The 25,490-nt window shown below is 64.6% G+C and carries 22 protein-coding genes and 1 pseudogene; 12 read left to right on the forward strand and 11 right to left on the reverse strand.

Going from position 1 to position 25,490, the window contains the following annotated elements:
* Positions 1-33 precede the first annotated feature (33 nt).
* Positions 34-1,641, forward strand: coding sequence for an NAD(P)/FAD-dependent oxidoreductase (locus JV551A3_RS25140; RefSeq protein WP_133974937.1), 1,608 nt, complete (start codon positions 34-36; stop codon positions 1,639-1,641).
* A 312-nt stretch (positions 1,642-1,953) separates the two neighbouring features.
* A complete protein-coding gene (nhaA, locus tag JV551A3_RS25150) occupies positions 1,954-3,129 on the forward strand; it encodes a Na+/H+ antiporter NhaA (protein ID WP_133974939.1) in 1,176 nt (391 codons plus the stop codon).
* Between the two features lie 68 nt (positions 3,130-3,197).
* Here nhaA and JV551A3_RS25155 read toward each other — a convergent pair whose 3' ends face one another.
* On the reverse strand, positions 3,198-3,662 hold the full coding sequence (locus JV551A3_RS25155; protein WP_013973925.1) for an outer membrane lipoprotein: 465 nt from the start codon (positions 3,660-3,662) through the stop codon (positions 3,198-3,200).
* A 146-nt stretch (positions 3,663-3,808) separates the two neighbouring features.
* Here JV551A3_RS25155 and JV551A3_RS25160 point away from each other — a divergent pair, with 146 nt between their 5' ends.
* Positions 3,809-4,042, forward strand: coding sequence for a hypothetical protein (locus tag JV551A3_RS25160; RefSeq protein WP_133974941.1), 234 nt, complete (start codon positions 3,809-3,811; stop codon positions 4,040-4,042).
* A 129-nt stretch (positions 4,043-4,171) separates the two neighbouring features.
* Here JV551A3_RS25160 and pdxH read toward each other — a convergent pair whose 3' ends face one another.
* The 5 genes from pdxH to dinG all read right to left on the reverse strand — a co-directional run bounded on the left by pdxH (position 4,172) and on the right by dinG (position 11,747).
* Complete coding sequence (gene pdxH, locus JV551A3_RS25165; protein ID WP_133974943.1) at positions 4,172-4,819, reverse strand: pyridoxamine 5'-phosphate oxidase; 648 nt, start codon at positions 4,817-4,819, stop codon at positions 4,172-4,174.
* Positions 4,820-4,837: 18 nt separating this feature from the next.
* Positions 4,838-5,815 carry an OmpA family protein gene (locus JV551A3_RS25170; protein WP_133974945.1) on the reverse strand — a complete coding sequence of 326 codons (978 nt, stop codon included), beginning with the start codon at positions 5,813-5,815 and terminating at the stop codon, positions 4,838-4,840.
* Positions 5,816-5,914: 99 nt separating this feature from the next.
* On the reverse strand, positions 5,915-7,060 hold the full coding sequence (locus JV551A3_RS25175; protein ID WP_133974947.1) for a serine hydrolase domain-containing protein: 1,146 nt from the start codon (positions 7,058-7,060) through the stop codon (positions 5,915-5,917).
* Positions 7,061-7,287: 227 nt separating this feature from the next.
* Positions 7,288-9,522: a beta-galactosidase gene (locus tag JV551A3_RS25180; RefSeq protein ID WP_133974949.1), complete on the reverse strand. Its 2,235-nt coding sequence runs from the start codon at positions 9,520-9,522 to the stop codon at positions 7,288-7,290.
* Between the two features lie 80 nt (positions 9,523-9,602).
* Positions 9,603-11,747, reverse strand: coding sequence for an ATP-dependent DNA helicase DinG (gene dinG / locus JV551A3_RS25185; protein ID WP_133974951.1), 2,145 nt, complete (start codon positions 11,745-11,747; stop codon positions 9,603-9,605).
* 98 nt (positions 11,748-11,845) lie between these two features.
* Between dinG and JV551A3_RS25190 the strand changes: the two genes are divergently transcribed.
* Entirely contained in the window at positions 11,846-12,310 is a 465-nt protein-coding gene (locus tag JV551A3_RS25190) for a CopD family protein (protein ID WP_133974953.1), read from the forward strand.
* 184 nt (positions 12,311-12,494) lie between these two features.
* Here JV551A3_RS25190 and JV551A3_RS25200 read toward each other — a convergent pair whose 3' ends face one another.
* The 4 genes and pseudogenes from JV551A3_RS25200 to JV551A3_RS25215 form a co-directional block, all read right to left on the reverse strand.
* Complete coding sequence (locus JV551A3_RS25200) at positions 12,495-13,253, reverse strand: collagen-like protein (RefSeq protein ID WP_133974957.1); 759 nt, start codon at positions 13,251-13,253, stop codon at positions 12,495-12,497.
* Positions 13,246-13,521: a DUF1145 domain-containing protein gene (locus JV551A3_RS25205; protein ID WP_023663398.1), complete on the reverse strand. Its 276-nt coding sequence runs from the start codon at positions 13,519-13,521 to the stop codon at positions 13,246-13,248. Before JV551A3_RS25205 ends, JV551A3_RS25200 begins: the two co-directional genes overlap by 8 nt.
* 98 nt (positions 13,522-13,619) lie before the next feature.
* Positions 13,620-13,859 (reverse strand): annotated as a pseudogene (locus JV551A3_RS25210) (OmpA family protein); the annotation flags it as partial.
* Between the two features lie 97 nt (positions 13,860-13,956).
* Positions 13,957-14,649 carry an OmpA family protein gene (locus JV551A3_RS25215; RefSeq protein WP_087500242.1) on the reverse strand — a complete coding sequence of 231 codons (693 nt, stop codon included), beginning with the start codon at positions 14,647-14,649 and terminating at the stop codon, positions 13,957-13,959.
* A 159-nt stretch (positions 14,650-14,808) separates the two neighbouring features.
* On the opposite strand from JV551A3_RS25215, the gene JV551A3_RS25220 reads away from it, so the two are divergent.
* The 4 genes from JV551A3_RS25220 to JV551A3_RS25235 are packed head-to-tail and all read left to right on the forward strand — an operon-like array spanning position 14,809 to position 16,475.
* The gene (locus tag JV551A3_RS25220; RefSeq protein WP_133974961.1) at positions 14,809-15,303 is read left to right on the forward strand and encodes a DUF6231 family protein; all 495 of its coding nucleotides are present in this window, start codon (positions 14,809-14,811) and stop codon (positions 15,301-15,303) included.
* A gap of 2 nt (positions 15,304-15,305) precedes the next feature.
* Complete coding sequence (locus tag JV551A3_RS25225) at positions 15,306-15,782, forward strand: YchJ family protein (protein ID WP_015271542.1); 477 nt, start codon at positions 15,306-15,308, stop codon at positions 15,780-15,782.
* Between the two features lie 2 nt (positions 15,783-15,784).
* Positions 15,785-16,270 carry an LEA/WHy family protein gene (locus JV551A3_RS25230; protein ID WP_133974964.1) on the forward strand — a complete coding sequence of 162 codons (486 nt, stop codon included), beginning with the start codon at positions 15,785-15,787 and terminating at the stop codon, positions 16,268-16,270.
* Positions 16,271-16,277: 7 nt separating this feature from the next.
* Entirely contained in the window at positions 16,278-16,475 is a 198-nt protein-coding gene (locus JV551A3_RS25235; protein ID WP_003258907.1) for an SEC-C metal-binding domain-containing protein, read from the forward strand.
* Between the two features lie 54 nt (positions 16,476-16,529).
* Here the strand turns inward: JV551A3_RS25235 and JV551A3_RS25240 are convergent, their stop codons facing one another.
* Entirely contained in the window at positions 16,530-17,726 is a 1,197-nt protein-coding gene (locus JV551A3_RS25240; protein ID WP_133974966.1) for an MFS transporter, read from the reverse strand.
* A gap of 155 nt (positions 17,727-17,881) precedes the next feature.
* On the opposite strand from JV551A3_RS25240, the gene JV551A3_RS25245 reads away from it, so the two are divergent.
* The 4 genes from JV551A3_RS25245 to JV551A3_RS25260 all read left to right on the forward strand — a co-directional run bounded on the left by JV551A3_RS25245 (position 17,882) and on the right by JV551A3_RS25260 (position 25,340).
* Entirely contained in the window at positions 17,882-19,222 is a 1,341-nt protein-coding gene (locus tag JV551A3_RS25245) for an aminotransferase-like domain-containing protein (protein WP_133974968.1), read from the forward strand.
* 377 nt (positions 19,223-19,599) lie between these two features.
* Positions 19,600-22,041, forward strand: coding sequence for a penicillin acylase family protein (locus JV551A3_RS25250; RefSeq protein ID WP_133974970.1), 2,442 nt, complete (start codon positions 19,600-19,602; stop codon positions 22,039-22,041).
* A gap of 627 nt (positions 22,042-22,668) precedes the next feature.
* Positions 22,669-23,685 carry a ligase-associated DNA damage response exonuclease gene (locus JV551A3_RS25255; RefSeq protein WP_133974972.1) on the forward strand — a complete coding sequence of 339 codons (1,017 nt, stop codon included), beginning with the start codon at positions 22,669-22,671 and terminating at the stop codon, positions 23,683-23,685.
* Positions 23,682-25,340 (forward strand): ATP-dependent DNA ligase, encoded by a 1,659-nt coding sequence (locus JV551A3_RS25260; protein WP_133974974.1) that lies wholly within the window; start codon positions 23,682-23,684, stop codon positions 25,338-25,340. The genes JV551A3_RS25255 and JV551A3_RS25260 overlap by 4 nt, the downstream gene beginning before the upstream one ends.
* Positions 25,341-25,490 lie beyond the last annotated feature (150 nt).

The raw sequence follows: 25,490 nt of genomic DNA on the forward strand, positions 1-25,490 counted from the left end.
CGGCCGCCCATGGCCGGGATACTGGACCCTGCCATGCTACGAATCACCGAACTGAAGCTGCCCCTGGACCATCCCGACGAAGCCCTGCGTGAAGCCATCGTCCAGCGCCTGGGCATCCGCGACGAGCAACTGCTCAGCTTCAACCTGTTCAAGCGCAGCTACGATGCGCGCAAGAAGAACAGCGAACTGCTGTTCATCTACACCATCGACCTGGAAGCCAGCAACGAAGCCGAACTGCTCAGCAAGTTCGCCGACGATCGCAACATTGGCCCGGCGCCAGACGTAACCTACAAGTTCGTCGGCCAGGCCCCTGCCGAACTGCAGGAACGCCCGATCGTGGTCGGCTTCGGCCCGTGCGGCATCTTCGCCGGCCTGTTGCTGGCACAGATGGGCTTCAAGCCGATCATCCTCGAGCGCGGCAAGGAAGTGCGCCAGCGCACCAAGGACACCTGGGGCCTGTGGCGCAAGAGCGTGCTCAACCCGGAATCCAACGTGCAGTTCGGCGAAGGCGGCGCCGGTACCTTCTCCGACGGCAAGCTGTACAGCCAGATCAAGGACCCGCAGCACCACGGCCGCAAGGTACTGGAAGAGTTCGTCAAGGCCGGTGCGCCGGACGAGATCCTGTATATCAACAAGCCGCACATCGGTACCTTCCGCCTGACCGGCATGGTCGAGCAGATGCGTCAGGACATGATCGCCCTCGGCGCCGAAGTGCGCTTCCAGCAGAAGGTCACCGACCTGCTGATCGAGGATGGGCAACTGACCGGCGTGGTGCTGGAGAGTGGCGAACAGCTGCACTCGCGCCATGTGGTGCTGGCCCTGGGCCACAGTGCCCGCGACACCTTCCGCATGCTGCACGCCAAGGGCGTGTACATGGAAGCCAAGCCGTTCTCTGTCGGCTTCCGTATCGAGCACCCGCAAACGCTGATCGACAAGGCGCGCCTGGGCAAGTACGCCGGCCACCCGAAACTCGGTGCCGCCGACTACAAACTGGTGTACCACGCCAAGAATGGCCGTTCGGTGTACAGCTTCTGCATGTGCCCGGGCGGCACCGTGGTCGCCGCCACCAGCGAACCAGGCCGGGTGGTTACCAACGGCATGAGCCAGTACTCGCGTAACGAGCGCAACGCCAACTCCGGCATTGTCGTCGGCATCGACCCCGAGCGCGATTACCCGGGTGGCCCGCTGGCCGGCATCGAGCTGCAGGAACGCCTGGAAGCCCACGCCTACGTGATGGGCGGCAGCAACTACCAGGCCCCGGCGCAGCTGCTGGGTGACTTCGTCGCCGGTCGGCCGTCGACTGCGCTGGGCAGTGTCGAGCCGTCCTACAAACCGGGCGTGACCCTGGGCGACCTGGCGCCGAGCCTGCCGGACTTCGCCATCGAGGCCATTCGCGAGGCGCTGCCGGCGTTCGACCGGCAGATCAAGGGTTACAACCTGCATGATGCAGTGCTGACCGGGATCGAGACCCGCACCTCGTCGCCGCTGCGCATTACCCGCGGTGAGGACTTCCAGAGCCTGAACCTGAAGGGGCTGTTCCCGGCGGGTGAAGGGGCCGGGTATGCAGGCGGGATCCTGTCCGCGGGGGTCGATGGGATTCGCATTGCCGAGGCGGTGGCGCGGGATATGCTCGGCCTCTGATCCTCTGTTGCCTGCGAGGGCCCTTTCGCGGGCTCGCCCGCTCCCACAAGTGCCGCGTCAGATCTGAATGTGGCGCAGAACCTGTGGGAGCGGGCAAGCCCGCGAATAGGCCCTGACAGGAATCAGGATTATCCAACCCAGATATCAGACTTTCCCTCCCCCTTCCTTCTCCATCTGCATCTAGGCTTCCCTCAGCCCAGCCAGTAACACCATATAACAAAAACGAATATAGTTTTTGTTTGAAAGAATATCGTCACAGGCTAGGGTGTATGCCCGTTCCATCTTCAACTGCTCATGGAGAGCCTATAGCCCGTGCGTAGCCTGTTCACCCGCTTCTTCCAGCTCGAAGCCGCCAGTGGCCTGTTGCTGATCGCTGCAGCCATCCTGGCCCTGGTCATCAACAATTCGCCACTGTCCTACCTGTACAGCGGCCTGCTCGACGTGCCCGTCGCTGTCCAGGTCGGCGCGCTGCAAATTGCCAAACCGCTGCTGCTGTGGATCAACGACGGCCTGATGGCGCTGTTCTTCCTGCTCATCGGCCTGGAGGTCAAGCGCGAGGTGGTCGACGGCCACCTGTCCAAGCCCTCCCAGGTGATCCTGCCTGCCACCGCCGCCGTGGGCGGCATGGTAATACCGGCACTGATCTACTGGTTCATCAACCGTGACAACCCGGCGGCCGTGGCCGGCTGGGCGATCCCCACCGCCACCGACATCGCCTTCGCCCTCGGCGTACTGGCCCTGCTGGGCAAGCGTGTGCCGGTGTCGCTGAAACTGTTCCTGATGACCCTGGCGATCATCGACGACCTGGGTGCGATCATCGTCATTGCCCTGTTCTACTCGGGCACCCTGTCGAGCGTGTCGCTGCTGCTGGCCGCCGCCTGCCTGGTAGTGCTGGTGGCCATGAACCGGCTTGGCGTGGTCAAGCTCGGGCCGTACATGGTCGTTGGCCTGATCCTTTGGGTCTGCGTACTCAAGAGCGGTGTGCATGCCACCTTGGCCGGGGTTGCCCTGGCCTTGTGCATCCCGCTGCGCACGCGCCATGCCGAACGCTCGCCACTGCTCGCCCTGGAACACGCCCTGCATCCTTGGGTCGCCTACGCCATCCTGCCGCTGTTCGCTTTCGCCAATGCCGGTGTATCGCTGGCAGGCATGACCGTAGAAAGCTTCACCCACCCGGTGCCACTGGGCATCACCGTCGGGCTGCTGCTGGGCAAGACCGTGGGTGTCTTCGGCCTGACCTGGGTCGCGATCAAGCTACGCCTGGCCGCGCTGCCTGCCGGCGCTAGTTGGGGGCAATTGCTTGGGGTGGCGATACTTTGCGGTATCGGCTTCACCATGAGCCTGTTCGTCGGCTCGCTCGCCTTTGTGCCTGGCAGCAGTGATTACGCCGGGATGGACCGCATGGGTATTCTCACCGGCTCGTTCTTCGCCGCCGTGATCGGCTATGCGGTAACCGCCATGGCCAGCCGCAAGCCCAACGTCGGCTGACCTGGCCGCAGCATGAAAAAACCCCGACTGGCGAGCGCCATGTCGGGGTTTTTCTTGTTGGGCTACGGTCAGTGCGTGACGCGGCTGGTGCCATCAACGGTCATGATGCGCACGCGGTCGCCAACGCGGAAGATCTCGTTCTGCTGCACGGCCTGCACATAGGCACGCATGCTGCCATCATCCTCACGCACGGTGATTTCGACACCCTGGGTACGAGTCAGGCCTTCTTCGGCGGCGGAACCGGCCAGGCCACCGGCAACGGCACCGATCACGGCGGCAACGATGCTGCCACGCCCACCGCCCACGGCGCTACCGGCCACGCCACCGACGATGGCGCCAGCGCCACCACCGATCGGGGTCTTGGTGCCCTCGATCTTGACCGGGCGCAGGGACTCGATGGTGCCCATGCGCACGGTTTGCACGCGGCGGGCCTCATCACGGGAGTAGCTGTCACCGGTCAGGCTCGAGGCACAGCCACCCAGCAACAGCGACATGGTGGTAAAGGTCGCCACCAGCAAAGCGGATTTACGCATGGGTAAAGTCTCCATAAGTCAGGTGCTCATTAGACGCTGCACGTTGACGGCTGTCACGGTACAAACGTAATAAAATTGTTTTCATTCAGCCAAGGGACAGCCTGCGTGGCTGTGTCGAGGCCTTTCAAGTGAGACCAAGGATAGCCATGGATTACTTCATCGTCGTGGTCACCACCGTTGCGGGGCTGTACTTCCACTGGTGGTTGTATGTGCGCATGCGCCGCTGGATGGACCGTGACCTGGCGTTGTCGCTGGCTGGGGCGGACCCGGGAAAACGCGCGTATATGCTGCAAAGGCTGGAGCAGGCGCGGGTGGAGAAGGTGGGGCGCAAGCAGTTGGCGGGGTGGTTGGAGCGGGAGGCTGCGGGGTATTCGGTGTAGCCTTGGAGATTGCCGGGGCCGCTTTGCGGCCCTTTCGCGACACAAGGCCGCTCCCACAGATTGGGTCTGCGCTGTACCTGTGGGAGCCGGCTTTGCGTCGCGATGGGCTGCGCAGCAGCCCCCGGAACCTCAGGGCGCCAACCGCTCCCGCAGCCATTGCCCATCGACCAACCGGTAGTTCAGTCGGTCATGCAGGCGACTCGCCCGCCCCTGCCAGAACTCGATGCGCTCAGGCAGCAACCGATACCCACCCCAATGCTCCGGGCAATGCGGCTGGGTGTCGGAGAAGCGCGCCTCGGTGGCCTTGACCAGCCCCTCCAGTTCCTCGCGACCGGCAATCACCTGGCTTTGCGGCGACGCCCAAGCCCCCAGGCGGCTGCCCAGCGGGCGCACCTGGTAGTACGCGTCAGACTCCTGGGGCGTGACCTTTTCCACCCGCCCTTCGATGCGTACCTGGCGCTCCAGCGCGGGCCAGAAGAAGGTCATGGCGGCGAAAGGATTGACCAGCAGTTGCTGGCCCTTGGCACTATCGTAGTTGGTGAAGAAGGTGAAACCACGCTCATCGAGCCCCTTCAGCAGCAAGATACGGCAATGAGGGCGGCCTTCACCATCGACAGTGGCCAAGGTCATGGCGTTGGCTTCCACCGGTGCCTGCTCGGTTTTCACCGCATCGGCGAACCACTGGTGGAACAGGGCGAACGGCTCCCCCGGGGCCTGGGCTTCGGCCAGGCCATCACGGGTGTAGTCGCGGCGCATATCGGCCAGGGATTGGGTCATTGCTGCGTTCCTTGACGATCAGTTGGTCTTCGCAGGGCTATTGGCAGCTACTTTCTTGTCAGTGGTAGCTTTCTTGGCGACGGGCTTGGCCGGCGCGGCTTTTTTCTTGGCCGTGGTCTTGGCTGGCGCCTTGGCCTTGGCTTTGGTTACAGGTTTCTTCGCCGCAGCCTTGGTGGCCGGTTTGCTTTCGGCAGGCTTGGCGGCAGGCGCCTTGACGTCCTGCACCGCTACCATCGGGGCCCGCGCCGGGGCAGCTTGTTGGTACTTGGCCAGCAGGGCGACCATGGTGTTCTGCGGGGTCAGCAACATTTCCACACGGCGGTTCAGGGCACGGCCCTCGGCGCTGTCGTTGGCGGCGCGCGGCATTTCCGAGCCCATGCCCTTGAGGTTCAGGCGGTCACGCTGCAGGCCGCTGAGGCGGAAGATGGCCGACACCGAAGCGGCGCGCTCCAGGCTGAGCTTCTGGTTGGCGGCAGCCACACCGCTGCTGTCGGCATGGCCAAGCACCAGCACGGCGGTCTTGGTATCGCCCTCGACAGTCTTGGCCACCCGGGTGATCGGGCCCAGGGTCATCGGCAGCAGCATGTTAGGACGATCGGGGTTGTACGAGCTGTCCACCGGGATGGTTACGGCCAGCACGTTGTCACGGCGCTCCAGCTCCAGCTTGCTGCCCTTGATCGCCTCACGCAGCTTGGGCTCGTACTCGTCCAGCCAGGCCTGGGTGGCCTTCTGGTCGATCTTCGGCACCACCGGCCCCTTTGCCTGCTTATCTTCACCGCCGAACGGCCACCACCAACGGCTGGCGTTGTCGGATTTGGCGTCGGCCTTGGCCACGTTTTCCGTGACGGCTTGCTTCACTTCCTGCTCGGCAACCTTGTCCGAACCGAAGGGCCACCAGCTCGAGGCGCTGTCCTTCGAGCCGTCCTGGGGGTGGCTGGCGCAGCCGGTAACGGCGGTCAGGCACAGGGCGAGTGCTAAGGTTTTGTGTGAAGACATCAGCGATACACCATGAAATAGAAAGAAATTTTGCCTACGCCCTTCAGGCGTTGGCATTGAGGATAGTCAAAGGGATGGGGCAATACCCGCATTACCCGATCAAAGGCAACTGGCAAGGACACGTACCAGTTTCTGGGCTCGCGGGTCCATGAGCACATAAGGGCCAAGGGTATTGACCACGAAACCGAAGGCCACATCGTGTTCCGGGTCAGCGAAACCGACCGAGCCACCAGCGCCTGGGTGGCCGAAGGCGCGGGCCCCGAGGCCGAACGTGGCATTGGCCACATCGGGCTGGTCGAGCATGCAGCCCAGGCCAAAACGGGTCTGGGTAAGCAGGGTGCGATCCTGGCCGAGGCTGTGCTCACGGGTCAGTTCGTCGAGCAGTTCGGATTCGAGCAGGCTACCGTCCAGCAACCCGGCATAGAAGCCCGCCAGGCTGCGCGCATTGCCATGGCCATTTGCGGCTGGCTGCTGCATGCGCCGCCACTCCGGCTTGTTGGTACTGGTCAGGATCGCCGGCGGGTTGGTGAAGGCACGGGTCGACAATGCCTCTGGCTCGCGCATGGTCACCTGTAGCAGGCGCTGGGCCGCAGCGTCGCCGGCGTTGCCCTTGCCACGGGCGATATGCGCTACGCGATGGAACTCATCGTCTGCCAGGCCGACATGAAAATCCAGCCCCAGGGGCCGAGCGGTACGGGCCACGATCGAGTCGCCGGGGCCGCGGCCGTCGGCACGGCGGATCAGTTCGCCGATCAGCCAGCCGTAGGTAATGGCGGCATAGCCGTGCTCGGTGCCGGGTGTCCACCAGGGCGTTTCGGCAGCCAGCGCATCGACCATGGCCTGCCAGTCATACAGCGCCTCGGCCGGCAGCAGCTCACGGATGGCCGGCAAGCCGGCACGGTGGCTGAGCAGCTGGCGCAGGGTGATCGCCTGTTTGCCTGCCTGGGCAAACTCGGGCCAGTAGTTGGCCACCGGGGCATCCAGGGCCAGCTTGCCCTCGCCAACCAGTTGCAGGGCAGTGACGGCGGTGAAGGTCTTGGTGCAGGAGAACAGGTTGGCGATGGTGTCGCTGTGCCAGGCCTGCTGGCCGTCCTTGTCGGCACTGCCGGCCCACAGGTCGACCACGGTTTCGCCACCAACCTGGATGCACAGCGCGGCGCCACGCTCCTGGGGATCATCGAACAGCGCGGCGAAGGCTTCGCGCACTGCTTCGAACTTCAGCTCATAGTGACCCTGAATCTGCACCCGCTGTTCTCCGTACGACCAATTCCGAAAATGGTGTGCATTGTTTCAGTAGTTTGGCGTTTTGCAAACTGGCTTGGGCTGGGTGGTCACTGTGGGAGCGGCCTTGTGTCGCGATGGGCTGCGCAGCAGCCCCGGCAATTTATGCAGCGCCGCTGAAATCAGGGGACTGCTCCGCAGTCCTTTCGCGACGCAAGGCCGCTCCCACAAAAAGACCGCGTCAACCTGGGCTAGGGCGCTGGCTTTTCCAATTGGGCGCGCAGCTTGGTCATTGCCTGCAAGTTGCTCTTGCGCACGGCATCGACAAACCCTGGGTATGGCATATCGGTGATCGCCACCAACCCGAGGTGGCCGTTCTCGCCGTCGAGCAGGCGGCCGCTGGCCGGCTGGTCGAGGTACTGGAACCAGTGCGCGCCAACGATCATCGGCTGTGCCAGGGCCGCCTTGAGGAAGTTGCCGTAAGCCGGGCCACGGTCTTCTTCCCGCGCTACTTCCAGCGGCCCCGGCCAGAACGGCCCGCGATCGCGCGAGCCGAACTGGAACTCGGACACCAACACCGGCTTGTCCAGTTCGGCCAGGCGGGCGAAGTCGTAGCCGTCCTGCGGCTTGAGGGTATAGAAGTTGAAGCTGAGCACATCGCAGAACTCGGCGCAGGCCTTGACCGCCTCCGGCGTGCTGACGGCAAAGCGGCCGCCCAGCAGCAAGTGATTGGGCGCATGCCACTTCAACGAGTCGGCAATGGTTTTGAAGTAGGTTTCGGCGAACACCTGCTGGAAGTGCTGGTAGTCACGCTCGATTTCCGGGTGCTCCGGGTTGGGCAACGGTGCCTCGAAGCCCGGGTCTTCCATCAGTTCCCAGGCCGCCAGCTCGATCCCCCAGGCCTTGGACAGCCCTTCCTGGTTGCGGTACTTGTCACGCAACTGCTTGAGGAAGGCGCGCTTGGCCGGTACATCGGTGGTCAGGCGCAAGGTACCGTAGGCCAGGCCATAACGCGCCTTCGGGTCGTTACCTGGGGCAGCCCAGGCCAGTTCGTTGTCGGCGAAATAACCGATCAGCCAGGGGTCGTCGCGGTGATCGCGGGCGGCGATGGCCACGGCGCGCTCGGTGGCCATGGCAAAACGCGGGTCGAACGGGTCGGGCATGCGGCCCCACCAGTCCATGCCGGTGCTGATGCTGGCGTAATCCCCCACGATCGATAGCGGCAAGGTGTACGGCATGCGCCTGGCCTGACCCAGAGCCGGCTCGCTCCAGTTGCCTACCGTGTTGAAACCCCAGGCCTGCAGGCGGTCGAGCGCATGCGCCTGCCAGCGGGCGCTATCCAGCGCCACCGGCGGGCAACTGGCCGGCTGCCCTTCTACCGCGGGCGGGCAAGATTTGCCATGGGTGCGCTGCAGGTTGGCGGCATAGAAATCGAACCAGCGCCCTTGCTTGAAGTTACGCCCTTGCGACGAAGGGTTGCCATCGTCGTTGTTGCCATCACCATAGAATGCTGCCAGTGCATCACCCTCGCCCGGCAACGCCTTGAACATCCCCTCACGCCCGGCAACGTAGGTACGCCCGCCATCCGCAGCCACGGCATTCACCCCCAGGGAATAGAACGGATGCCCCTCGGGCGTTACCAGGTACCAGCGGCCGTCACGCTTTTCGGTGCGGAAGAAGCCTTTGGCCTCGAACGCCGGGCCGGCCAGCAGGCCACCGTATGCGTCCAGCTGCTGTTTGCCGCGCTCTGCCAGCCAGCCTTTGAGCTGTTGCTGCTCGCGCGCGTCGGCCGCCTTGAGCTGCTCGTCATTGGCAACCTTTTCTGGCCAATGGCCGCGGGTGGACTGGCCATAGGCATCGATCAGCTCCTGATAGGCCGCCTTGTAGGGCTGGTCGTCATCCTGGATGCCGACACGTTCGATCAGCAGATTTTGCGCCACGTTGGGGTTGGGGATACTCAGGCTGACCGACGCCACCTGCTTGAGGTCGACCGCGCCGGCGCTGCTGGTCAGCAGCAGGCGCTGGCCGCCATGGTTCCAGGGCATCGGCGGGCCGACGCGCATGCCCTGACTCAGCGGCGAGCTGGCCGTCAGCGGTACCATCACGGTTTGTGCAGGACCGGCCGGAAGATCGATGCGGCTGGTCAACATGCGCCCATCACTGCCTTGCACCGTGACATCCACCGTCAGCGCCCAATCCATCGCGCTTTGCAGGCGCAAGGTCAGGAACTGCCCGCCGGACCAGTCCCATACACCGCTTTGCGGGCTCAGGCGCAGGGTCGGCCGCTCGGCCGGGTTGAACACCACGCGCCGCAGCACTTCGCCTTCGGCCGTCTGCTCCGCATTGTACTGCGGCATGCCGGCGTTTTCGGTCGCCACGTTGACCACCGAGGCCGGGCGCACGAAGCTGAATAGCGTCTGCTGCCCAGCCAGCAAGGGCGAGCTGAACAACAAGGCGAAAACGGCGGGCAGGGTACGGCGGACCATAAGGCTTGGGCTCTCCTTCAGGGCCCTCATGGGCCCACGACTGAGTAATGGACAACGCGCCGGAGCAAGTGCTCCGGCGGTCAGGAAATCTCCCGCCGGAACGGCGGCAGCGCATTGAGAATAGCCTTGCCGTAGCGCTGGGTGACCAGGCGCCGGTCAAGCAAGGTGATGACACCGCGATCCTGTTCGGTTCGCAGCAGGCGGCCGCAGGCCTGGATCAGCCGCAGCGAGGCGTCAGGCACGGCAATTTCCATGAACGGGTTGCCGCCGCGAGCCTCGATCCACTCGGCCAATGCAGCTTCGACCGGGTCGTCGGGCACGGCAAAGGGAATTTTGGCGATTACCACATGCTCGCAGTAGGCACCCGGCAGGTCGACACCCTCGGCAAAGCTGGCCAGGCCGAACAGCACGCTGTGCTGGCCATCGTCGACCCGCGCCTTGTGCTTGTTCAGGGTTTCCTGCTTGGACAGGTTGCCCTGGATCAGCACCAGCTTGCGCCAGTCCCGGTCCAGGCCATCGAACACGTCCTGCATCTGCTTGCGCGAGGAGAACAGCACCAGCGCGCCGCGGGCATCTTCGACAATGTTCGGCAGTTCGCGGATGATCGCAGCGGTATGCGCCGCCGCATCGCGCGGGTCGGCCTTGAGGTCGGGGACCCGCAGCAGGCCGGCATCGCCATGCACGAACGGGCTGGGTACCACGCAGGTGACCGCGTCACGCGGCAACCCCGAGCGCATGCGGAAGCGGTCGAACTTGCCCAGAGCGGTCAGTGTTGCCGAGGTCACCAGCGCGCCATGGGCCACGCTCCACAGGCTGCGGCGAAGCATTTCGGCGGCCAGGATGGGGCTGGCGTTGACTTCGATGTCGAACAGCGCACCGCTCTCGGCCAGGGTCAGCCAGCGAGCCATGGGCGGGCTGTCTTCCGGGTCTTCGGCGGTAAAGGCCGTCCACAGCTCCCAGTTGCCCTGAGCACGGGTGACCAGGCTCCCGAACAGCGGGTACCACTCCTCGGCCTGGTGGCTGGCGATGCCGATGTTGACCTCACCGTCCATGCCTTCCTTGAGCAGGTCGGCCAGGCGGGTGAACAGGTCGTTGAGGCGGGCAAAACCCTTTTTCAGCTCGATGCCCACTTCACGAATCTGCTCCGGTACCACGCCACCTTCGAAGCGATAGCGCGGGCGCTCACGGCCTTCGTTGTCCTCGCTGGGGCGGAAGTCGGCAATCTGCTCGCACAGGGTGAACATGAACTGCTGCTGGGTACGCACTTCCCGCGCAAGCTCCGGCACCTGCTCGATGTACTTGCCCAGGTCACCAGGCAGCGGGTGCTGGGCGAGCAGCTTGGTCAGGTTCTTGGCGGTCTGCTCCAGCCAGTCGGCAGTGGAGCGCAGGCGCGAATAGTGGGCGAAATGGCCGATGGCCTTGTCCGGCAGGTGGTGGCCTTCGTCGAACACGTATATGGTGTCGCGCGGGTCGGGCAATACCGCGCCGCCGCCAAGGGCCAGGTCGGCCAGCACCATGTCGTGGTTGGTAACGATCACATCGACCTTGCCCATGCCTTCGCGTGCCTTGTAGAACACGCACTGCTGGAAGTTCGGGCAATGACGGCCGGTGCACTGGCTATGGTCGGTGGTCAGGCGCGCCCAGTCCTGGTCCTCCAGGGCTTCGGGCCAGCTGTCACGGTCACCGTCCCAGCGGTTGCCGGCAAGCTTCTCGATCATGCTGTTGAACAGCTTCTGGCTGCGCTCGTCGACTTCGATGTGGAAGCCTTCTTCCTCGAACAGCTGGGCGGTGGCCGACTGGGCATGGCCCTCCTGCAGCAGGATGTCGAGCTTGGACAGGCACAGGTAGCGGCCACGGCCCTTGGCAAGGGCGAAGCTGAAGTTCAGCCCGCTGTTGCGCATAAGGTCGGGCAGGTCCTTGAAAACAATCTGCTCCTGCAGCGCCACAGTGGCGGTGGCGATCACCAAGCGCTTGCCGGCGGCCTTGGCGGCCGGAATCGCAGCCAGGCTGTAGGCCACCGTCTTGCCGGTACCGGTGCCCGCCTCCACTGCCACCACGGCAGGCTCGCCGGCACGGCGGCCTTCTTCGTCGCAGGCAATGTCGCCGAGCACCTTGGCCACTTCGGCGATCATCAGGCGCTGGCCATAGCGCGGCTTGAGGCTCTTGGCTTCGAGAAAACGCGTATAGGCGCCCTGGATGGTGGCTTTGAGTTCGTTGCTGATCATGGTCTGCAGGCGCCCGGAGGGCTGGATATATTTTCAGTGTTGCGCATGGGGCGGCTATCATACCCCGCTATTGCCCTTTATGCCGCATGGAGATCCGCATGCTTGCCTTTGCCCTGCCCTACACACTGCATGTCCTGGCCGCCCTGGTGTGGGTGGGCGGCATGTTCTTCGCCTGGCTGGTACTGCGCCCGGCAACGGTTGCAGCCCTTGAAGGGCCTGCCCGGCTGCGCCTGTGGGTGGAAGTTTTCCGACGCTTCTTCGGCTGGGTCTGGCTGGCGGTGGCGATTTTGGCGATAAGTGGTATCGGCATGTTGCACATGCGCTTCAGCGGCTTCGAGACTGCACCGAAGTACGTGCAGGTGATGATCGGTGGGGGCATCGCCATGTTTGCCCTGTTCATGCGCATCCAGGCGTTGCTGTTGCCGGAGCTGAGGGCGGCGGTGCAGGCCGAGGACTGGCCGGCAGGTGCGGCAGTGCTGGGGCGGATTCGGCGGATGGTGGGGATCAACCTGCTGCTGGGTCTGGCGGTGGTCGCAGTGGCCAGCTCGCGGCTGATGATCTGAGTGCTACCACGCCCCTTTGCGGGGCAACTATCTTGTTCAGAATCTCAAAGCTTGCGCATTCCCTGTGGGAGCGGCCTTGTGTCGCGAAAGGGCTGCGTAGCAGCCCCCGAATTTCAGCGTCTACGCATAAACCATTGGGGCCGCTACGCGGCCCTTTCGCGACACAAGGCCGCTCCCACACTGTTCAGAGGCGTTGCAGAATCAGCTCACCTGCAGCCCCCGCCAACCCAGGCTGGCCCGGCTGCCCCGCCCGGCCGTTGGCACCGGCGTCTGTGCGGTACACCAGGCAACCCTTGCTAGCCCCGCCTTTACCGGCCTTGCCGGCAGCCCCGGCCTTGCCCGGCGCGCCGCCGTCCAGGCGCACAACGATACGTTCCTGCGGGAAGCCCTGCGGCAGGCTCAGGCGGACGCGCCCACCCGGCGCACCATCGTGCCCGTTGCCGCCGTCATCGCCGTTGGCACCGCGGCTGGCCTGGCCCCAGGTGCAGCCACCGGCCTGGCCGTTGGCACCATCGAGCCCCACGTACCCCGGCGCACCGGCACCGCCACGGGCATCGATTGCAAGGCGTTCGGCATCCACTTCCGCCAGCTTCAGGTCCAGGCTGCGGCCGGACCGCGCTCCCCGCTGGTAAGTGCCCGCCGCTCCCGGCGCACTGAATTCACTACCCTCACCCAGCCGCGCGCTGCGCGCCTCGATCAGCAACGGGCTATCGGACGGTGCAATGGCGATACGCGCATCGCGCCCCAGCTCCAGCTGGTCGACCTTCAATTCGGCGAGCGTGGCAGGCAGCAGCAAGGTTGCAGCATCGGCGACACGCAGCTGTGCAAGGTGCACGCTGGCCGACTTGTCGGGCAGGCGCAGCATGGAATTGGCAGCGACCTCCAGGCTTTCGGCCTGGGCCAGTGGAGCAGCCAGCATGGCCAGTAACATCAGATTACGCATTTCGCGGCGCCTCCTGCACACGGGGGATGGACATGACATGAAAGATACCCGTCAACAGAATCTGCAGACGATCGAACCAGCGGTGGCTGCGCCCGCGCAGGCTGCCATTGAAGAACAGCACTTCGAGCAGGTGCAGGCCCAGCAAGGTGATGCCGGCGGCGTTGATCAGCAGGTTGAAGGGCAACGGTTGTGGCATCAACTGATTGAACAGCACCACACCCCAGAAAGCGACAGTCAGGACCTTGCCCAAGCCCAGGATGAACCTCATATCCCGCCCCCATGGATTGTTGTTATGTCGAGACGGCCCGTTCGAGCGGGCCGTGCGACAAACATTAACCGCAATGCCGAGACTGGCGCCAGCACCACTCAGTTGAGGTGCAGCTCCACCCGTCGGTTGCGGGCGCGGCCCTCCTCGCTTTCGTTGTCGGCAAGCGGCTCGCTCTCGCCGCGCCCCTGGCTGGTGACCTTGCCGGGCTCCAGGCCCTGGCCGATCAGGTAAACGGCCACGCTGCTGGCGCGGCGTTCGGAAAGTGCCTGGTTGTAGCTGTCGGAACCCACGTTGTCGGTATGCCCGATCACGCTGACCTTGGCCACCGTCGGTGAATCACACTCATGGTGAATGCTCCAGTGTCATTGGCCACGAACGGCTGAGCGCCGTGAAGACACGCCCGTGCCACTGCTCAAGGCACGGGCGCACGCCGTTCTACCGCTGGATCTTGATCTCGGTACGGCGGTTCATGGCACGCCCGTCGGCCGTGGCGTTGTCTGCCACCGGCTGGGTTTCACCGGCACCGACCACCGACACGAAGCTGCTGCGCGGCACACCGCTCTCGACCAGGTAATCAGTCACCGAGTGGGCTCGGCGTTCGGACAGTTTCTGGTTGTAGCTGTCGGAGCCGACGCTGTCGGTATGGCCGCTGACGCTCAGGCGGGCGGACGGCGCTTCCTGTTTCAGGCGCGTGGCAATGGTGTTGAGGCGCTCCTTGTCGCTGGCGGTCAGGCGCGCAGAGTCGAACTCGAAGTGCACATCGCGGATGACGATGACTTCTTCCTTCTGCACCACCACTTCCTCGACCACCGCGGCCGGCTCCGGTGGGCAGCCGTTGGCATCGACCTGCACACCGCGCGGGGTGCCAGGGCATTTGTCACGGCTGTCCGGCACGCCGTCGCCATCCTCGTCGCCATCGCCATGGGCCCAGCAATAGCCCGCCGCCAGGCCACCGCCCAGCAACGCGCCCCAACCAGCCCAGCTGGAGCTCTCGATGGCGCCCAGGGCAGCGCCGCCTACACCCCCGACGGCAGCACACTTCGGCCAGTCGGTCTTTTGCAAACCTGCACAACCAGTCAACACACTGGTGAGCAGAACCAGGGGTATCGCTGTGCGTACTATGCTCATTTCATTGCTTCTCCTAGGGGGAATCGGCATAAGGCCGATCTCAGGGATTAAAGACCGAGCATTTGATCCCTGCCAGCAATAAGCCACGACACAATCACATGCCTCTTTGCCCGCACGCTGCGGCCCGCTAGTCTTGGACGACTTCAACGAGGATTGCCAATGACCGACGGTTTTTCCCAGCGCACCCCGCAGCAGGCCCTGGCGGCCCTGCTCGAGCGCTTCACTCCGCAACGCCTGCTGCTGGTGGGCACGCGTTTCCCGGCGCTGGACGCCTTCGCCCAGGCGCATCCACAGGTAACCATCGCCGCGGCCGACCCAGGCCCGCTGCCGGCCGAACTGGCCGCCCAGCGCTTTGACCTGGCGGTACTGGTCGACTGCCTGGAGCACCTGCCCAAACGCACCGGCCTGGAATTGCTCGGCGGCATTCGCAACCTCAATGCCAGCCGGGTCGCGGTGCTGGCCGACCTGCCCGCCTGTGGCTGGCAAGACACCGATTTCTTTGCCCTGGCCCTGTCGGCCAGCGAGAAATTCCGCCGTGACCAGCAGGTATTGAGCCTGTTCACCTATGATCTACATGACTACAAGCAGGTACCGGACTGGCTGAATGCCAAGTTCTGGGCCAACCCTGAAAACTTCGGCAAGTACTGGTGGTGATGATGAGTGTCTCGGTCTGCCCTTGTGGCAGTGGCAACCTGCTCGATGCCTGCTGCGGGCATTACCATGCCGGCACCCCGGCACCGGATGCCCAGGCGCTGATGCGCTCACGCTACAGTGCCTACGTGCTGGGCCTGGTCGACTATCTGGTGGCCACCACCCTGCCGGCCCAGCAAGCTGGCCTGGACCGTGCTGCCATGGCCGCCTGGAGCGCCCAGAGCACCTGGCTGGGCCTGGAGGTGGAAAGCGCAGAGGTGCTGGGCGGCCAGCCGGAGCACGGTTTTGTCACCTTCACTGCCCGCTGGCATGACCAGGAGGGTGACCATCAGCACCGCGAGCGCTCGGCATTCGTCCAGCATGCCGGGCGCTGGTACTTCATCGACCCCACGGTCGGGCTCAAGGCCGGGCGCAACGACCCCTGCCCCTGCGCCAGCGGCCAGAAGTTCAAGAAATGCTGCGCCAGTTACGTGGGTAGCTGACCATGATCGCCCGCGCCCGCCCGCTGCTGCTCGCCGCCCTGATCGCATGGCTGGCACTGCTGGCGGGCTGCGCCAGCTGGGGCGGTGACGACTGGCGCGAACCCGAGGTGCACCTGGTCGAAGTGGAGACGGTCAAGGCTAGGTTGCTGGAGCAGGAGTTCGTCCTGCATCTGCGAATCGACAACCCCAATGACAGCCGCCTGTTCATCCGCAACCTGTCGTACGCCATACGCCTCAACGACCTGTTGCTGGTGCAGGATGAAACCAGCGTATGGCGCAGTGTCGGCGGGCATGCCCGGCGCACTTTCAAGATCACCGCGCGGACCAACCTGTGGCAGCACCTGAAGCCTCTGGCCAAGCTGCTGAAAAGCGAACAACCGCTGCATTACAGCCTGCAAGGCGAACTGGCGACCGGGTTGCTCATCCATCGGGACCTGCACTTGTCGCGCAGTGGTGAGATAATCCCCGGCGATTACAAACCGGAGTAACCCTGCAATGTCCCAGCAACCCCACGTTCATGGCCCTGACTGCAACCACGATCATGATCACCACCACGATCATGGCCATGTACACGGCCCGCACTGCAACCACGGCCACCAGGAGCCGGTACGCAACGCCTTGAAGGACGTTGGCCGTAACGATCCGTGCCCGTGCGGTAGCCAGAAAAAGTTCAAGAAGTGCCACGGCGCCTGAGCTGAACAGCACTTGCGCGTCCCTGCCGTGGGCCGCGCAGTGGGTAGCCGGGGCCTAGCTGGCCCTGGCAGGCCCTGAAAACTTGCGCTGCAGCAACCCGGCGGTGGCCATGAGCAGCACGATGCACAGGGCCATGCAAATGGCATTGGTACCCTCCCAACCGACCGTGCCCAGCAACAGCGCCGGGCTGAACGCGCCAACGGTCGCGAATACCGCGATGGCCAGATCGTTCTTCCCCTGCATCTGCATCGCTGCCGGGCTGTTTTGCAGCGTCTGCGCCAACAGCGCACCACCGCCCACGTAGGTCAGGTTCCAACCCAGGCCCAGGGCTATCAGTGACAAGGTCATCATCGCGTAGCTGTGCGACCACATGTTCATGGCCGTGCAACCGATCAGCAGGCCCAGACCGAGACAGATGGTGGCCCTGATGCCGAGCTTGTGGATGATGGCGCCGGTGAAAAACGATGGCGCAAACATGGCAATCACATGCCATTGAATCGCCAGGCGAACGTCGGAAAAGTCCTCATGCATGTGTTTCATGTGCATGGACGCCTGGATCATCAGCAGATTCATGATCCCGTATCCCAGCGCGGCCACTGCCATGGCCACGGCAACCACCGGGCTCAGCGGCTCGGCGGCCGTGCCAGCCGGTTTCGCTGCACGGTCATTACTGGCGGTGCCGGTATCGCCGGGCAGGCAGGCCGCTGTCAGCAAGGACATCACCGCCAGGCCGACAAAAGCGGCGTAGCACAGCGAAAACAGCGGATACCCACCAATGTCCCTAAGCCACTCGGTGAGTGTCGGCCCGACCACGGCAGCGATCACCCCACCGGCCACGACCAGGGAAAGCGCTTTGGGCTTCAGGTCCTGGGCCAGATTGTCGGTGGCCGCAAAGCGATTGAAGTTGGCAAACGCAATGTAGATGCCCAACGCCGAATGGCTGATCACCAGCATCGGGAAGTGCTGGTACTGCACCGCCAGGTAGCCACTGATGCCAGACACCGCCAACGGGATCGAGCCCAGCATGAAGGCGCGCTTGCGGCCAATACGGCTCATCAGCCTGGAGACCGGATAGGTCGCCAGCATCAGGCAGAGGAACTGGAAACCATAGGGCACGGTGGACCACGTGGCGGCAGGCGCCAGCGCCGCCCCGACAATGGCCGCCATGGTCACGGACATGACCGCAGTCGTCAGGTTGATCGATTGCGCGGTGAAATACAGGTACGTGCGCCGCGGAAGTGTGCTCGGCATGGCGTGTGCTCACGGTAGGTGGACAGGGTAATTGTCGGCACGGGAAAAGTGCCGACAGGTGCATGGTGGCATCTGTCGAACCCAGCGATGCGAACAGTCGACGCACTTTCCGATTAACTGTTAGGCTGTTTTTTCTAACAGCTGCTGGACCCGCCATGCGCCCGCACAGCCTTCTTGCTCAGTTGAAACAGCGCCTCGAAGCCGGCGAATGGCTGCCCGGCCAGCGCATGCCGTCCATCCGCAAACTGACGGCGGCAATTGGCTGCAGCTACCACGATGTCGTCTCCAGTTATGCCCGGCTGGTCAGCGAAGGTGTGTTGACCGCCATTCCTGGCCGCGGCTACTTCGTCGCCAGCCACACACGACAAACCGGCGCGGTGGATGCGCCCGCAGGCATGTCCGCAGACCCGTTGTTCAAGCTGCTGCAGGGGGGCCAGCACTACACCAAACTGGGCAGCGGCTGGCTGCCACCCGCCTGGCGTGACACCGAGCTGCTGGCCAAGGCGATTCGGCGCACGGCGCGGCTGGAACAGAGTTCGCTGGCCGAATATGGCGACATCCAGGGTTACCTGCCCATGCGCAAACAGTTGTGCGTGCACCTGAAACGCCTGACCCGTGTCGATGCCCGGCCCAGCCAGTTGCTGACTACACTGGGCGCCACACAAGCGCTGGACCTGGTGGCGCGGTTGTTGATCAAGCCAGGGGATCACGTGTTCGTCGACGAACCCGGCAATGGCAACCTGATCAAGCTGATCCAGTTGGCCGGCGGCCACGTGGTCGGGGTGCGCCGAACCCAGGACGGGCCAAGCGTGGAAGACATGAAGGAGCACCTGGCCAGGCACAAGGTCAAGGCATTCTTCTGCAACAGCACCTTCCACAACCCGACCGGCGGCAACATCAGCCCGCACAATGCCTTCAACGTCCTGCGCCTGGCGGTGGAACACGACTTCTTCGTGGTCGAGGACGATGTCTACGGCGACTTCAGCCCGGGTGTGCGCCAGACCTTTGCCGAACTGGACAACCTTGAGCGGGTCATCTACATCGGCAGCTTCTCGAAATGCCTGTCCGCCTCATTGCGGGTGGGCTACATCGCCTGCTCGGCAGAGCTGATAGAGCCACTGACGCGCCTGAAGCTGCTGACCTGCGTGGCGGTGCCGGCGTTTTGCGAACGCTTCGTCAACACCATCTTGTCCGACGGCACTTATGCCCGGCACATGCAAGACCTGCAGCAGCGCCTGGTCCGGCAGCAAGCGCAGACCCAGCAGTTGTTGCGGGCACGTGGCTGGCAGTTCGACATAACGCCCCAAGGCGGCATGTTCCTGTGGGTCTACCACCCCGAACTGGCCGACCTTCAGCCTTTCATGCGTCGCCTGGAACAGCACCAGGTGCTATTGATGCCAGGCTCGGCCTTCGCCGTCAGCCGTGACTATCAAAGCCTTGCTCGCATCAATTGCACGCACTTTTCCGACGCCGTGGCCGAACATTTCAAGGTTTGAGCGCCTGCCTTGATTTTTGAGGTAGTGCGCAAATCGAGCGCCGCCCGCGCGGCGCTTCGCAGCACAAGGCTGCTCCTACATCTGTTTCGGGCCAGTAACGCCTGTGCCAGTGCACGCGACCGCCTTGTTCGTACGACGCAATATCGAGCCATACGCCAAAGCGTTCGCGCACAAACCTCACAGGAATAATTGGCCCGAAACAGATGTAGGAGCAGCCTTGTGCTGCGAAGCGCCGCGCGGGCGGCGCTCGATCTCACAGGCACCACACACCCCATGGCAAGCACAAAAAATAAACCGCCCAGGGACCTTGCACGGCGCCTGCGCGCTCACTACCTTAGCGCCTTTCAAACTCGCCACGCCTTGCAGGAGCCCTCGTCATGGCCGCCCCCGCCTTTCCTCCATTCCGCCCGCGGTTCGCAACCGCTGCCACGCTGCTCGGCATGCTCGGGCTGGCCGGCTGCCAGACGGGCGGCTACCAGGACAGCGTGCCACCGACCAGCGGCGTGCAGCCGCTCAAAGGCCTCGCGCAGAACGTTTCGGTTCGGCGCAACGCGATGGGCGCACCACTGATCGAAAGCAGCAGCTTCCATGACGCCCTGTTCAGCCTGGGTTATGTGCATGCCGGCGACCGCATCGAGCAGATGGTTGCCATGCGCCTGCTGGCCCAGGGCCGCCTGGCAGAACTGGCCGGCAGCGAGGCGCTGGACATCGACCGCCTGATGCGCGCAGCCAACCTCAAGCAGAGCGCCGCCCAGCAGTACGCCGACGCCTCGCCTCGGCTCAAGCGCTTCTTCGAAGTGTATGCCCGCGGGGTCAACGCCTACCTGTTCCGCTACCGCGACAAGCTGCCCGCCAGCTTGGCTGGCAGTGGCTACCGCCCCGAATACTGGAAGCCCGAAGACTCGGCGCTGATCTTCAGCCTGTATGCCTTCAGCCAGTCGGTGAACCTGCAGGAAGAACTGAGCGCCCTGACCCTGGCGCAGAAAGCCGGCAGCGACAAGCTGGCCTGGCTGCTGCCCGGTGCCCCGGACGAGCCGTTGGCCGAGGCCGAAGTGGACAAGCTCAAGGGCCTGAACCTGGCCAGCCAGTTGCCGGGACTACCGGCCCTGGCAGCTGCCAGCCAGAAGCTGGCCGACCTTGACCTTCTGGGCAGCCCGGGCTCGGCCAACCTGGCCCTGGCGCCGCAGCGCAGTCGCAGCGGCAAAAGCCTGCTGGCCAGCGACAGCCGCGCCGCCTGGGCCCTGAGCCCGGTGCAGATCCACACCGGCAAGTATCAGGTCGCCGGCCTGTCGTTGCCTGGCCTGCCGATCGTGCTGGCCGGCTACAACGGCAAGCTGGCCTGGAGCAGCAGCGCGGTCATGGCCGACAACCAGGACCTGTACCTGGAGCAACTGCGCCATCAGGGCAGCCAGCTGAGCTACCTGGCCGACGGCAAATGGCTGCCGGCCCGCGCCCGTAGCGAAACCTTCTTCGTCCGCGGCCAGCGCCCGCTGCGCGAGGTGATGTACGACACCCGCCACGGCACCCTTCTGGCCCAGCCAGGCAATGCCAGCCTGGGCCTGGCGCTGAACCTGCCACAGTTCAAGGGCGACCGCAGCCTGGATGCGCTGTTCGACCTGACCCGTGCCAAGAGCGTGGAGCGGGCCTTCGACAGTACCCGTGAAGTGACCTCCGCCGCCCTCAACTTCGTCTTCGCCGAACCCGAGCACATCGGCTGGCAAGTCAGTGGCCGCTACCCCAACCGCCGCGAAGGCCAGGGCCTGCTGCCCTCGCCGGGCTGGGACGGGCGCTACGACTGGGACGGCTATGCCGACCCGATGCTGCACCCTTATGACCAGGACCCACCCGCCGGCTGGATCGGCCACGCCAACCAGCGCAGCCTGCCGCGTGGCTATGGCATGCAGCTGTCCAGCACCTGGTACTACCCCGAACGCGCCGAGCGCCTGGCCCAACTGGCCGGCAATGGCCGCCACGACAGCCGCAGCCTGATGGCCCTGCAGAACGACCAGACCACCCTGCTGGCCGACAAGCTCAAGCAGATGTTCGACGCCCCGGGGATGGCCCAGCCGCTCAAGCAGGCGATCGATGCCCTGCCCGCCGCACAGCGCGACAAGGCCCGCGACGCGCTGGCCCGGCTCAAGGCCTTCGATGGCCGCCTGAGCCCGGTGTCGAGCGATGCCGCACTGTACGAACTGTTCCTCCAGGAAGTGGCCCGGCAAACCTTCCTCGACGACCTGGGCCCTGAATCCGGCGCGGCCTGGCAGGCTTTCGTCAGCAATGCGCGGTTGTCGTTCTCGGCGCAGGCCGACCACCTGCTGGGCCGCGACGACAGCCCGTTCTGGGATGACCGCAATACCCCGCAGAAGGAAGACAAGCCGGCCATCCTGGCCCGCAGCCTGGCTGGCGCAGTGGATGCCGGCACTGCGCAACTGGGTGCTGACCGCCGCGCCTGGCAGTGGGGCAAGCTGCACCAGTACCGCTGGCCTGCTCCGGCCTACCATGGCCTGGGCGATACCCTTGAACGCTCACCGCAGGCTGCCGGTGGTGACTTCACCACCCTGGCCCTGACGCCATACGCCTGGGGGAGCGACTTCGACACCCGCCTGCCGGCCTCGGCACGGATGATCGTCGACTTCGGCCAGGCCGAGCCGTTGCAGGTGCTGACCAGCAGCGGGCAGTCCGGCAACCCGGCCAGCAAGCATTACAGCGACGGGCTGGACGCCTGGTTCAAAGGGCGCTTCATGAGCCTGCCGCTGCAGCAGCAGAACTTCGGGCGGGCGTATGGCAACCAGCGTCTGACGTTGGTGCCTGGGCGATAAGAGATATATCGGGGAGGCTGAGAGGCGCTTGATCGGACCTTCTCAGCGCCTGTGAGATCGAGCGCCGCCCGCGCGGCGCTTCGCGGGACAAGCCCGCTCCCACCTCGACCACACCGGTCTCAAGCCATGTGCAAATACCTGTAGGAGCGGCCTTGTGTCGCGATGGGGCGCGAAGCGGCCCCAGGTTTTCAGCTCCGCAGCAAAGATTGCCGGGGCCGCTGCGCGGCCCATCGCGACACAAGGCCGCTCCTACAAGGGCCAGTGCTGGCTTGAAGAGATATCCAAGACAGTTGCTCCCACATTTGTTGCAACGTGGCCATGCCTGTGGGAGAGGCGTTGCTCGTCTTGGTGGAGTGTTTGAGTCCGGTGAGGCGGCGGTAGCGCCAGCCGGGAAACCGCGCCAAGGCAACAAGGCTGGCAACCATGGCCTGACAGGTCCGGCACGTTGCAACAAATGTGGGAGCGGCGGTGCGGCGATCCGACTTGTCCCGCGAAGCGCCGCGCAGGCGGCGCTCGATCTCACAGGCGCTGCCAATTGCCAGCCCGGCACCTGCCAGCCCCACCCTGTCCGAACTTCTCTCCTCCGCCACGGCTCCTAACTGGTAACCCAATCAGTGCACAAAGCCCATGGACCTCGTAATCGCCCGCCCCGAAGGGCTCTATTGCCCCCCCGGTGATTTCTATATCGACCCGTGGCGGCCCGTAGACCGGGCCGTAATTACCCATGGCCATGGCGACCATGCCCGCATCGGCAACCGCCATTACCTCACCGCCGCCCCAGGCGCCGGCATCCTGCGCAGCCGCCTGGGCCAGGACATCAACCTGCAAACCCTGCCCTACGGCGAACGCCTGCTGCACCATGGCGTTACCCTGAGCCTGCACCCGGCCGGGCATGTACTGGGCTCGGCGCAAGTGCGCCTGGAGTACCAGGGCGAGGTGTGGGTCGCCTCCGGGGACTACAAAGTGGAGCCCGACGGCACCTGCACGCCGTTCGAACCGGTGCGCTGCCACACGTTCATCACCGAATCGACCTTCGGCCTGCCAATCTACCGTTGGCCCAGCCAGGGCGAGATCTTCACCGGCATCAATGCCTGGTGGCGCGCCAATAGCGAACAGGGCAAAGCCAGCGTGCTGTTCTGCTATGCCTTCGGCAAGGCCCAGCGAATCCTCCACGGGTTGGACGCCAACATTGGTCCTGTCCTCGTGCATGGCGCTGTAGAACCGCTCAACCGAGTGTACCGGGACGCTGGCGTCTACCTTCCGCAAACCCGTTATGTCGGCGATATCCCACGCAACGACCCGCTGCTGCGCCAGGCACTGGTCCTGGCACCGCCTTCGGCTGGTGGCAGCAGCTGGATGCGCCGTTTCGGCGACTACAGCGATGCCTTTGCCAGTGGCTGGATGCTATTGCGCGGCACCCGCCGCCGGCGTGGGGTAGACCGCGGTTTCGTGCTCTCGGACCATGCCGATTGGCCGGGTTTGCTCTGGGCCATCGGCCAGACTGGCGCAGAACGCGTGATGGTCACCCATGGCTCGGTCAATGTGCTGGTGCGCTACCTCATCGAACAAGGCCTCGACGCACGCGCCTTCGTGACCGAGTACGGCGAGGAAGATGACGTTGTAGCCGCGGAGGCAGACGCATGAAAGCATTCGCCGAGCTGTACCTGAGGCTGGATGCGACCACCTCCAGCACTGCAAAGCTCGAGGCGCTACGCGACTACTTCAGCACCGCCCCGGCTGTGGATGCCGCCTGGGCGGTGTATTTCCTGGCAGGTGGCCGCCCTCGCCAACTGGTGCCTACACGCGTGCTGCGGGAGCTGGCCGGCAGCTTGGCCGGGCTGCCTGACTGGCTGTTCGAGGAATGCTACCAGGCCGTTGGCGACCTGGCCGAAACCATTTCCCTGCTGGTACCGGAAAGCCGCAACCCTGGCGATGACGGCCTCGCCCGCTGGGTCGAAGCCCATCTGCTGCCATTGCGGAGCCTGCCGGTCGAGGAAATCCAGCAACGCCTGCCGCCTCTTTGGGCCCAGCTGGACCGCCCCAGCCTGATGCTCTGCCTGAAACTCATCACTGGCAGCTTTCGCGTGGGTGTATCGAAGCTGTTGGTCACTCGCGCCCTCGCGCAAATGGCCGGGCTGGATGCCAAACGCGTGGCCCAGCGCCTGGTTGGCTACACCGACATCAGTAACCGCCCGACGGCAGCCAGCTTTCAACGGCTGATAGCCCCGGAATCAGACGATGAACATAGCCAGCGTGGTGGCCAGCCCTACCCGTTCTTTCTGGCCCACCCCCTGCAGGTGCCAACCGAACAGCTCGATGCACTGCTCGGGCCGCCGAGCGAATGGCAAATCGAGTGGAAATGGGACGGCATTCGCGCCCAGGTGGTCAAGCGCGAAGGCCAGCTGTGGGTCTGGTCGCGCGGTGAGGAACTGGTCACCGAGCGCTTCCCCGAATTGCACAGCCTGGCGCAGACGCTACCCGACGGTATCGTGCTCGATGGCGAGATCCTGGTGTGGAAACTTGGTGGCTCAGCGGCTGAACTGGCTGTACAGCCCTTTGCCATGTTGCAGCAGCGCCTGGGTCGCAAGACTTTGGGCAAGAAGCTGCTGAGCGACGCGCCAGTGGTACTGCAGGCCTACGACTTGCTGGAATGGCAAGGCGAGGACTGGCGCAGCCGGCCGCAGCATGCACGCCGCCAGCAGCTGGAACACGTGCTTGAGGAACACCCATCGGCCCCGGTGTTGCTCTCGCCTCTACTGGCAGGCCAGAACTGGGCCGACCTTGCCCGCCAGCGCGAACAGTCCCGCAGCCTGGGGGTGGAAGGGCTGATGCTGAAACAGCGCGAGGCCCTGTATGGCGTGGGGCGTACCAAGGATATGGGCACCTGGTGGAAGTGGAAGATCGACCCGTTCAGCGTCGATGCCGTACTGATCTATGCCCAGCGCGGCCACGGCCGGCGGGCCAGCTTGTACAGCGACTACACCTTCGCCGTGTGGGACGCGCCAGCCGGTACGCCGGGGCGGGCACTGGTCCCCTTCGCCAAGGCCTATTCAGGCCTTAGTGATGAAGAGATGCGCAAGGTCGACGCCATCATCCGCAAGACCACTGTTGAAACATTCGGGCCGGTACGCAGCGTGACGCCGACGCTGGTGTTCGAGCTTGGCTTCGAGGGCATCGCCCTGTCCAGAAGGCACAAGAGCGGCATTGCCGTGCGCTTTCCGCGGATGCTGCGCTGGCGGCTGGACAAGCCGGTGGAAGAAGCGGATGACCTGGCTACATTGCAGGCACTGCTGGCCTGAAACCATTTCGATACCGCGTTGGCTTTTTCGCGGGCTCGCCCGCTCCCACAGGTTCATCACAGGCCCCGAGTATTTTGAGTTCTTTGTGGGAGCGGGCGCGCCCGCGAAGAAGCCGACGGGGTAATCGGAGCGCAATCGAAGGAGGCGCAA

The sequence above is a fragment of the Pseudomonas inefficax genome (assembly GCF_900277125.1).
GTDB lineage: Bacteria > Pseudomonadota > Gammaproteobacteria > Pseudomonadales > Pseudomonadaceae > Aquipseudomonas > Aquipseudomonas inefficax.

What these genes read in the sequence shown, in the direction of transcription:
- JV551A3_RS25155 (WP_013973925.1), bottom strand. Translation starts at nt 3,662, where the DNA reads ATGCGTAAATCCGCTTTGCTGGTGGCGACCTTTACCACCATGTCGCTG.
- JV551A3_RS25190 (WP_133974953.1), top strand. Translation starts at nt 11,846, where the DNA reads ATGCTTGCCTTTGCCCTGCCCTACACACTGCATGTCCTGGCCGCCCTG.
- JV551A3_RS25215 (WP_087500242.1), bottom strand. Translation starts at nt 14,649, where the DNA reads ATGAGCATAGTACGCACAGCGATACCCCTGGTTCTGCTCACCAGTGTG.
- JV551A3_RS25220 (WP_133974961.1), top strand. Translation starts at nt 14,809, where the DNA reads ATGACCGACGGTTTTTCCCAGCGCACCCCGCAGCAGGCCCTGGCGGCC.
- JV551A3_RS25170 (WP_133974945.1), bottom strand. Translation starts at nt 5,815, where the DNA reads ATGTCTTCACACAAAACCTTAGCACTCGCCCTGTGCCTGACCGCCGTT.
- JV551A3_RS25250 (WP_133974970.1), top strand. Translation starts at nt 19,600, where the DNA reads ATGGCCGCCCCCGCCTTTCCTCCATTCCGCCCGCGGTTCGCAACCGCT.
- JV551A3_RS25205 (WP_023663398.1), bottom strand. Translation starts at nt 13,521, where the DNA reads ATGAGGTTCATCCTGGGCTTGGGCAAGGTCCTGACTGTCGCTTTCTGG.
- JV551A3_RS25200 (WP_133974957.1), bottom strand. Translation starts at nt 13,253, where the DNA reads ATGCGTAATCTGATGTTACTGGCCATGCTGGCTGCTCCACTGGCCCAG.
- JV551A3_RS25230 (WP_133974964.1), top strand. Translation starts at nt 15,785, where the DNA reads ATGATCGCCCGCGCCCGCCCGCTGCTGCTCGCCGCCCTGATCGCATGG.
- JV551A3_RS25225 (WP_015271542.1), top strand. Translation starts at nt 15,306, where the DNA reads ATGAGTGTCTCGGTCTGCCCTTGTGGCAGTGGCAACCTGCTCGATGCC.
- JV551A3_RS25260 (WP_133974974.1), top strand. Translation starts at nt 23,682, where the DNA reads ATGAAAGCATTCGCCGAGCTGTACCTGAGGCTGGATGCGACCACCTCC.
- dinG (WP_133974951.1), bottom strand. Translation starts at nt 11,747, where the DNA reads ATGATCAGCAACGAACTCAAAGCCACCATCCAGGGCGCCTATACGCGT.
- JV551A3_RS25235 (WP_003258907.1), top strand. Translation starts at nt 16,278, where the DNA reads ATGTCCCAGCAACCCCACGTTCATGGCCCTGACTGCAACCACGATCAT.
- JV551A3_RS25140 (WP_133974937.1), top strand. Translation starts at nt 34, where the DNA reads ATGCTACGAATCACCGAACTGAAGCTGCCCCTGGACCATCCCGACGAA.
- JV551A3_RS25160 (WP_133974941.1), top strand. Translation starts at nt 3,809, where the DNA reads ATGGATTACTTCATCGTCGTGGTCACCACCGTTGCGGGGCTGTACTTC.
- pdxH (WP_133974943.1), bottom strand. Translation starts at nt 4,819, where the DNA reads ATGACCCAATCCCTGGCCGATATGCGCCGCGACTACACCCGTGATGGC.
- JV551A3_RS25245 (WP_133974968.1), top strand. Translation starts at nt 17,882, where the DNA reads ATGCGCCCGCACAGCCTTCTTGCTCAGTTGAAACAGCGCCTCGAAGCC.
- JV551A3_RS25255 (WP_133974972.1), top strand. Translation starts at nt 22,669, where the DNA reads ATGGACCTCGTAATCGCCCGCCCCGAAGGGCTCTATTGCCCCCCCGGT.
- JV551A3_RS25180 (WP_133974949.1), bottom strand. Translation starts at nt 9,522, where the DNA reads ATGGTCCGCCGTACCCTGCCCGCCGTTTTCGCCTTGTTGTTCAGCTCG.
- JV551A3_RS25240 (WP_133974966.1), bottom strand. Translation starts at nt 17,726, where the DNA reads ATGCCGAGCACACTTCCGCGGCGCACGTACCTGTATTTCACCGCGCAA.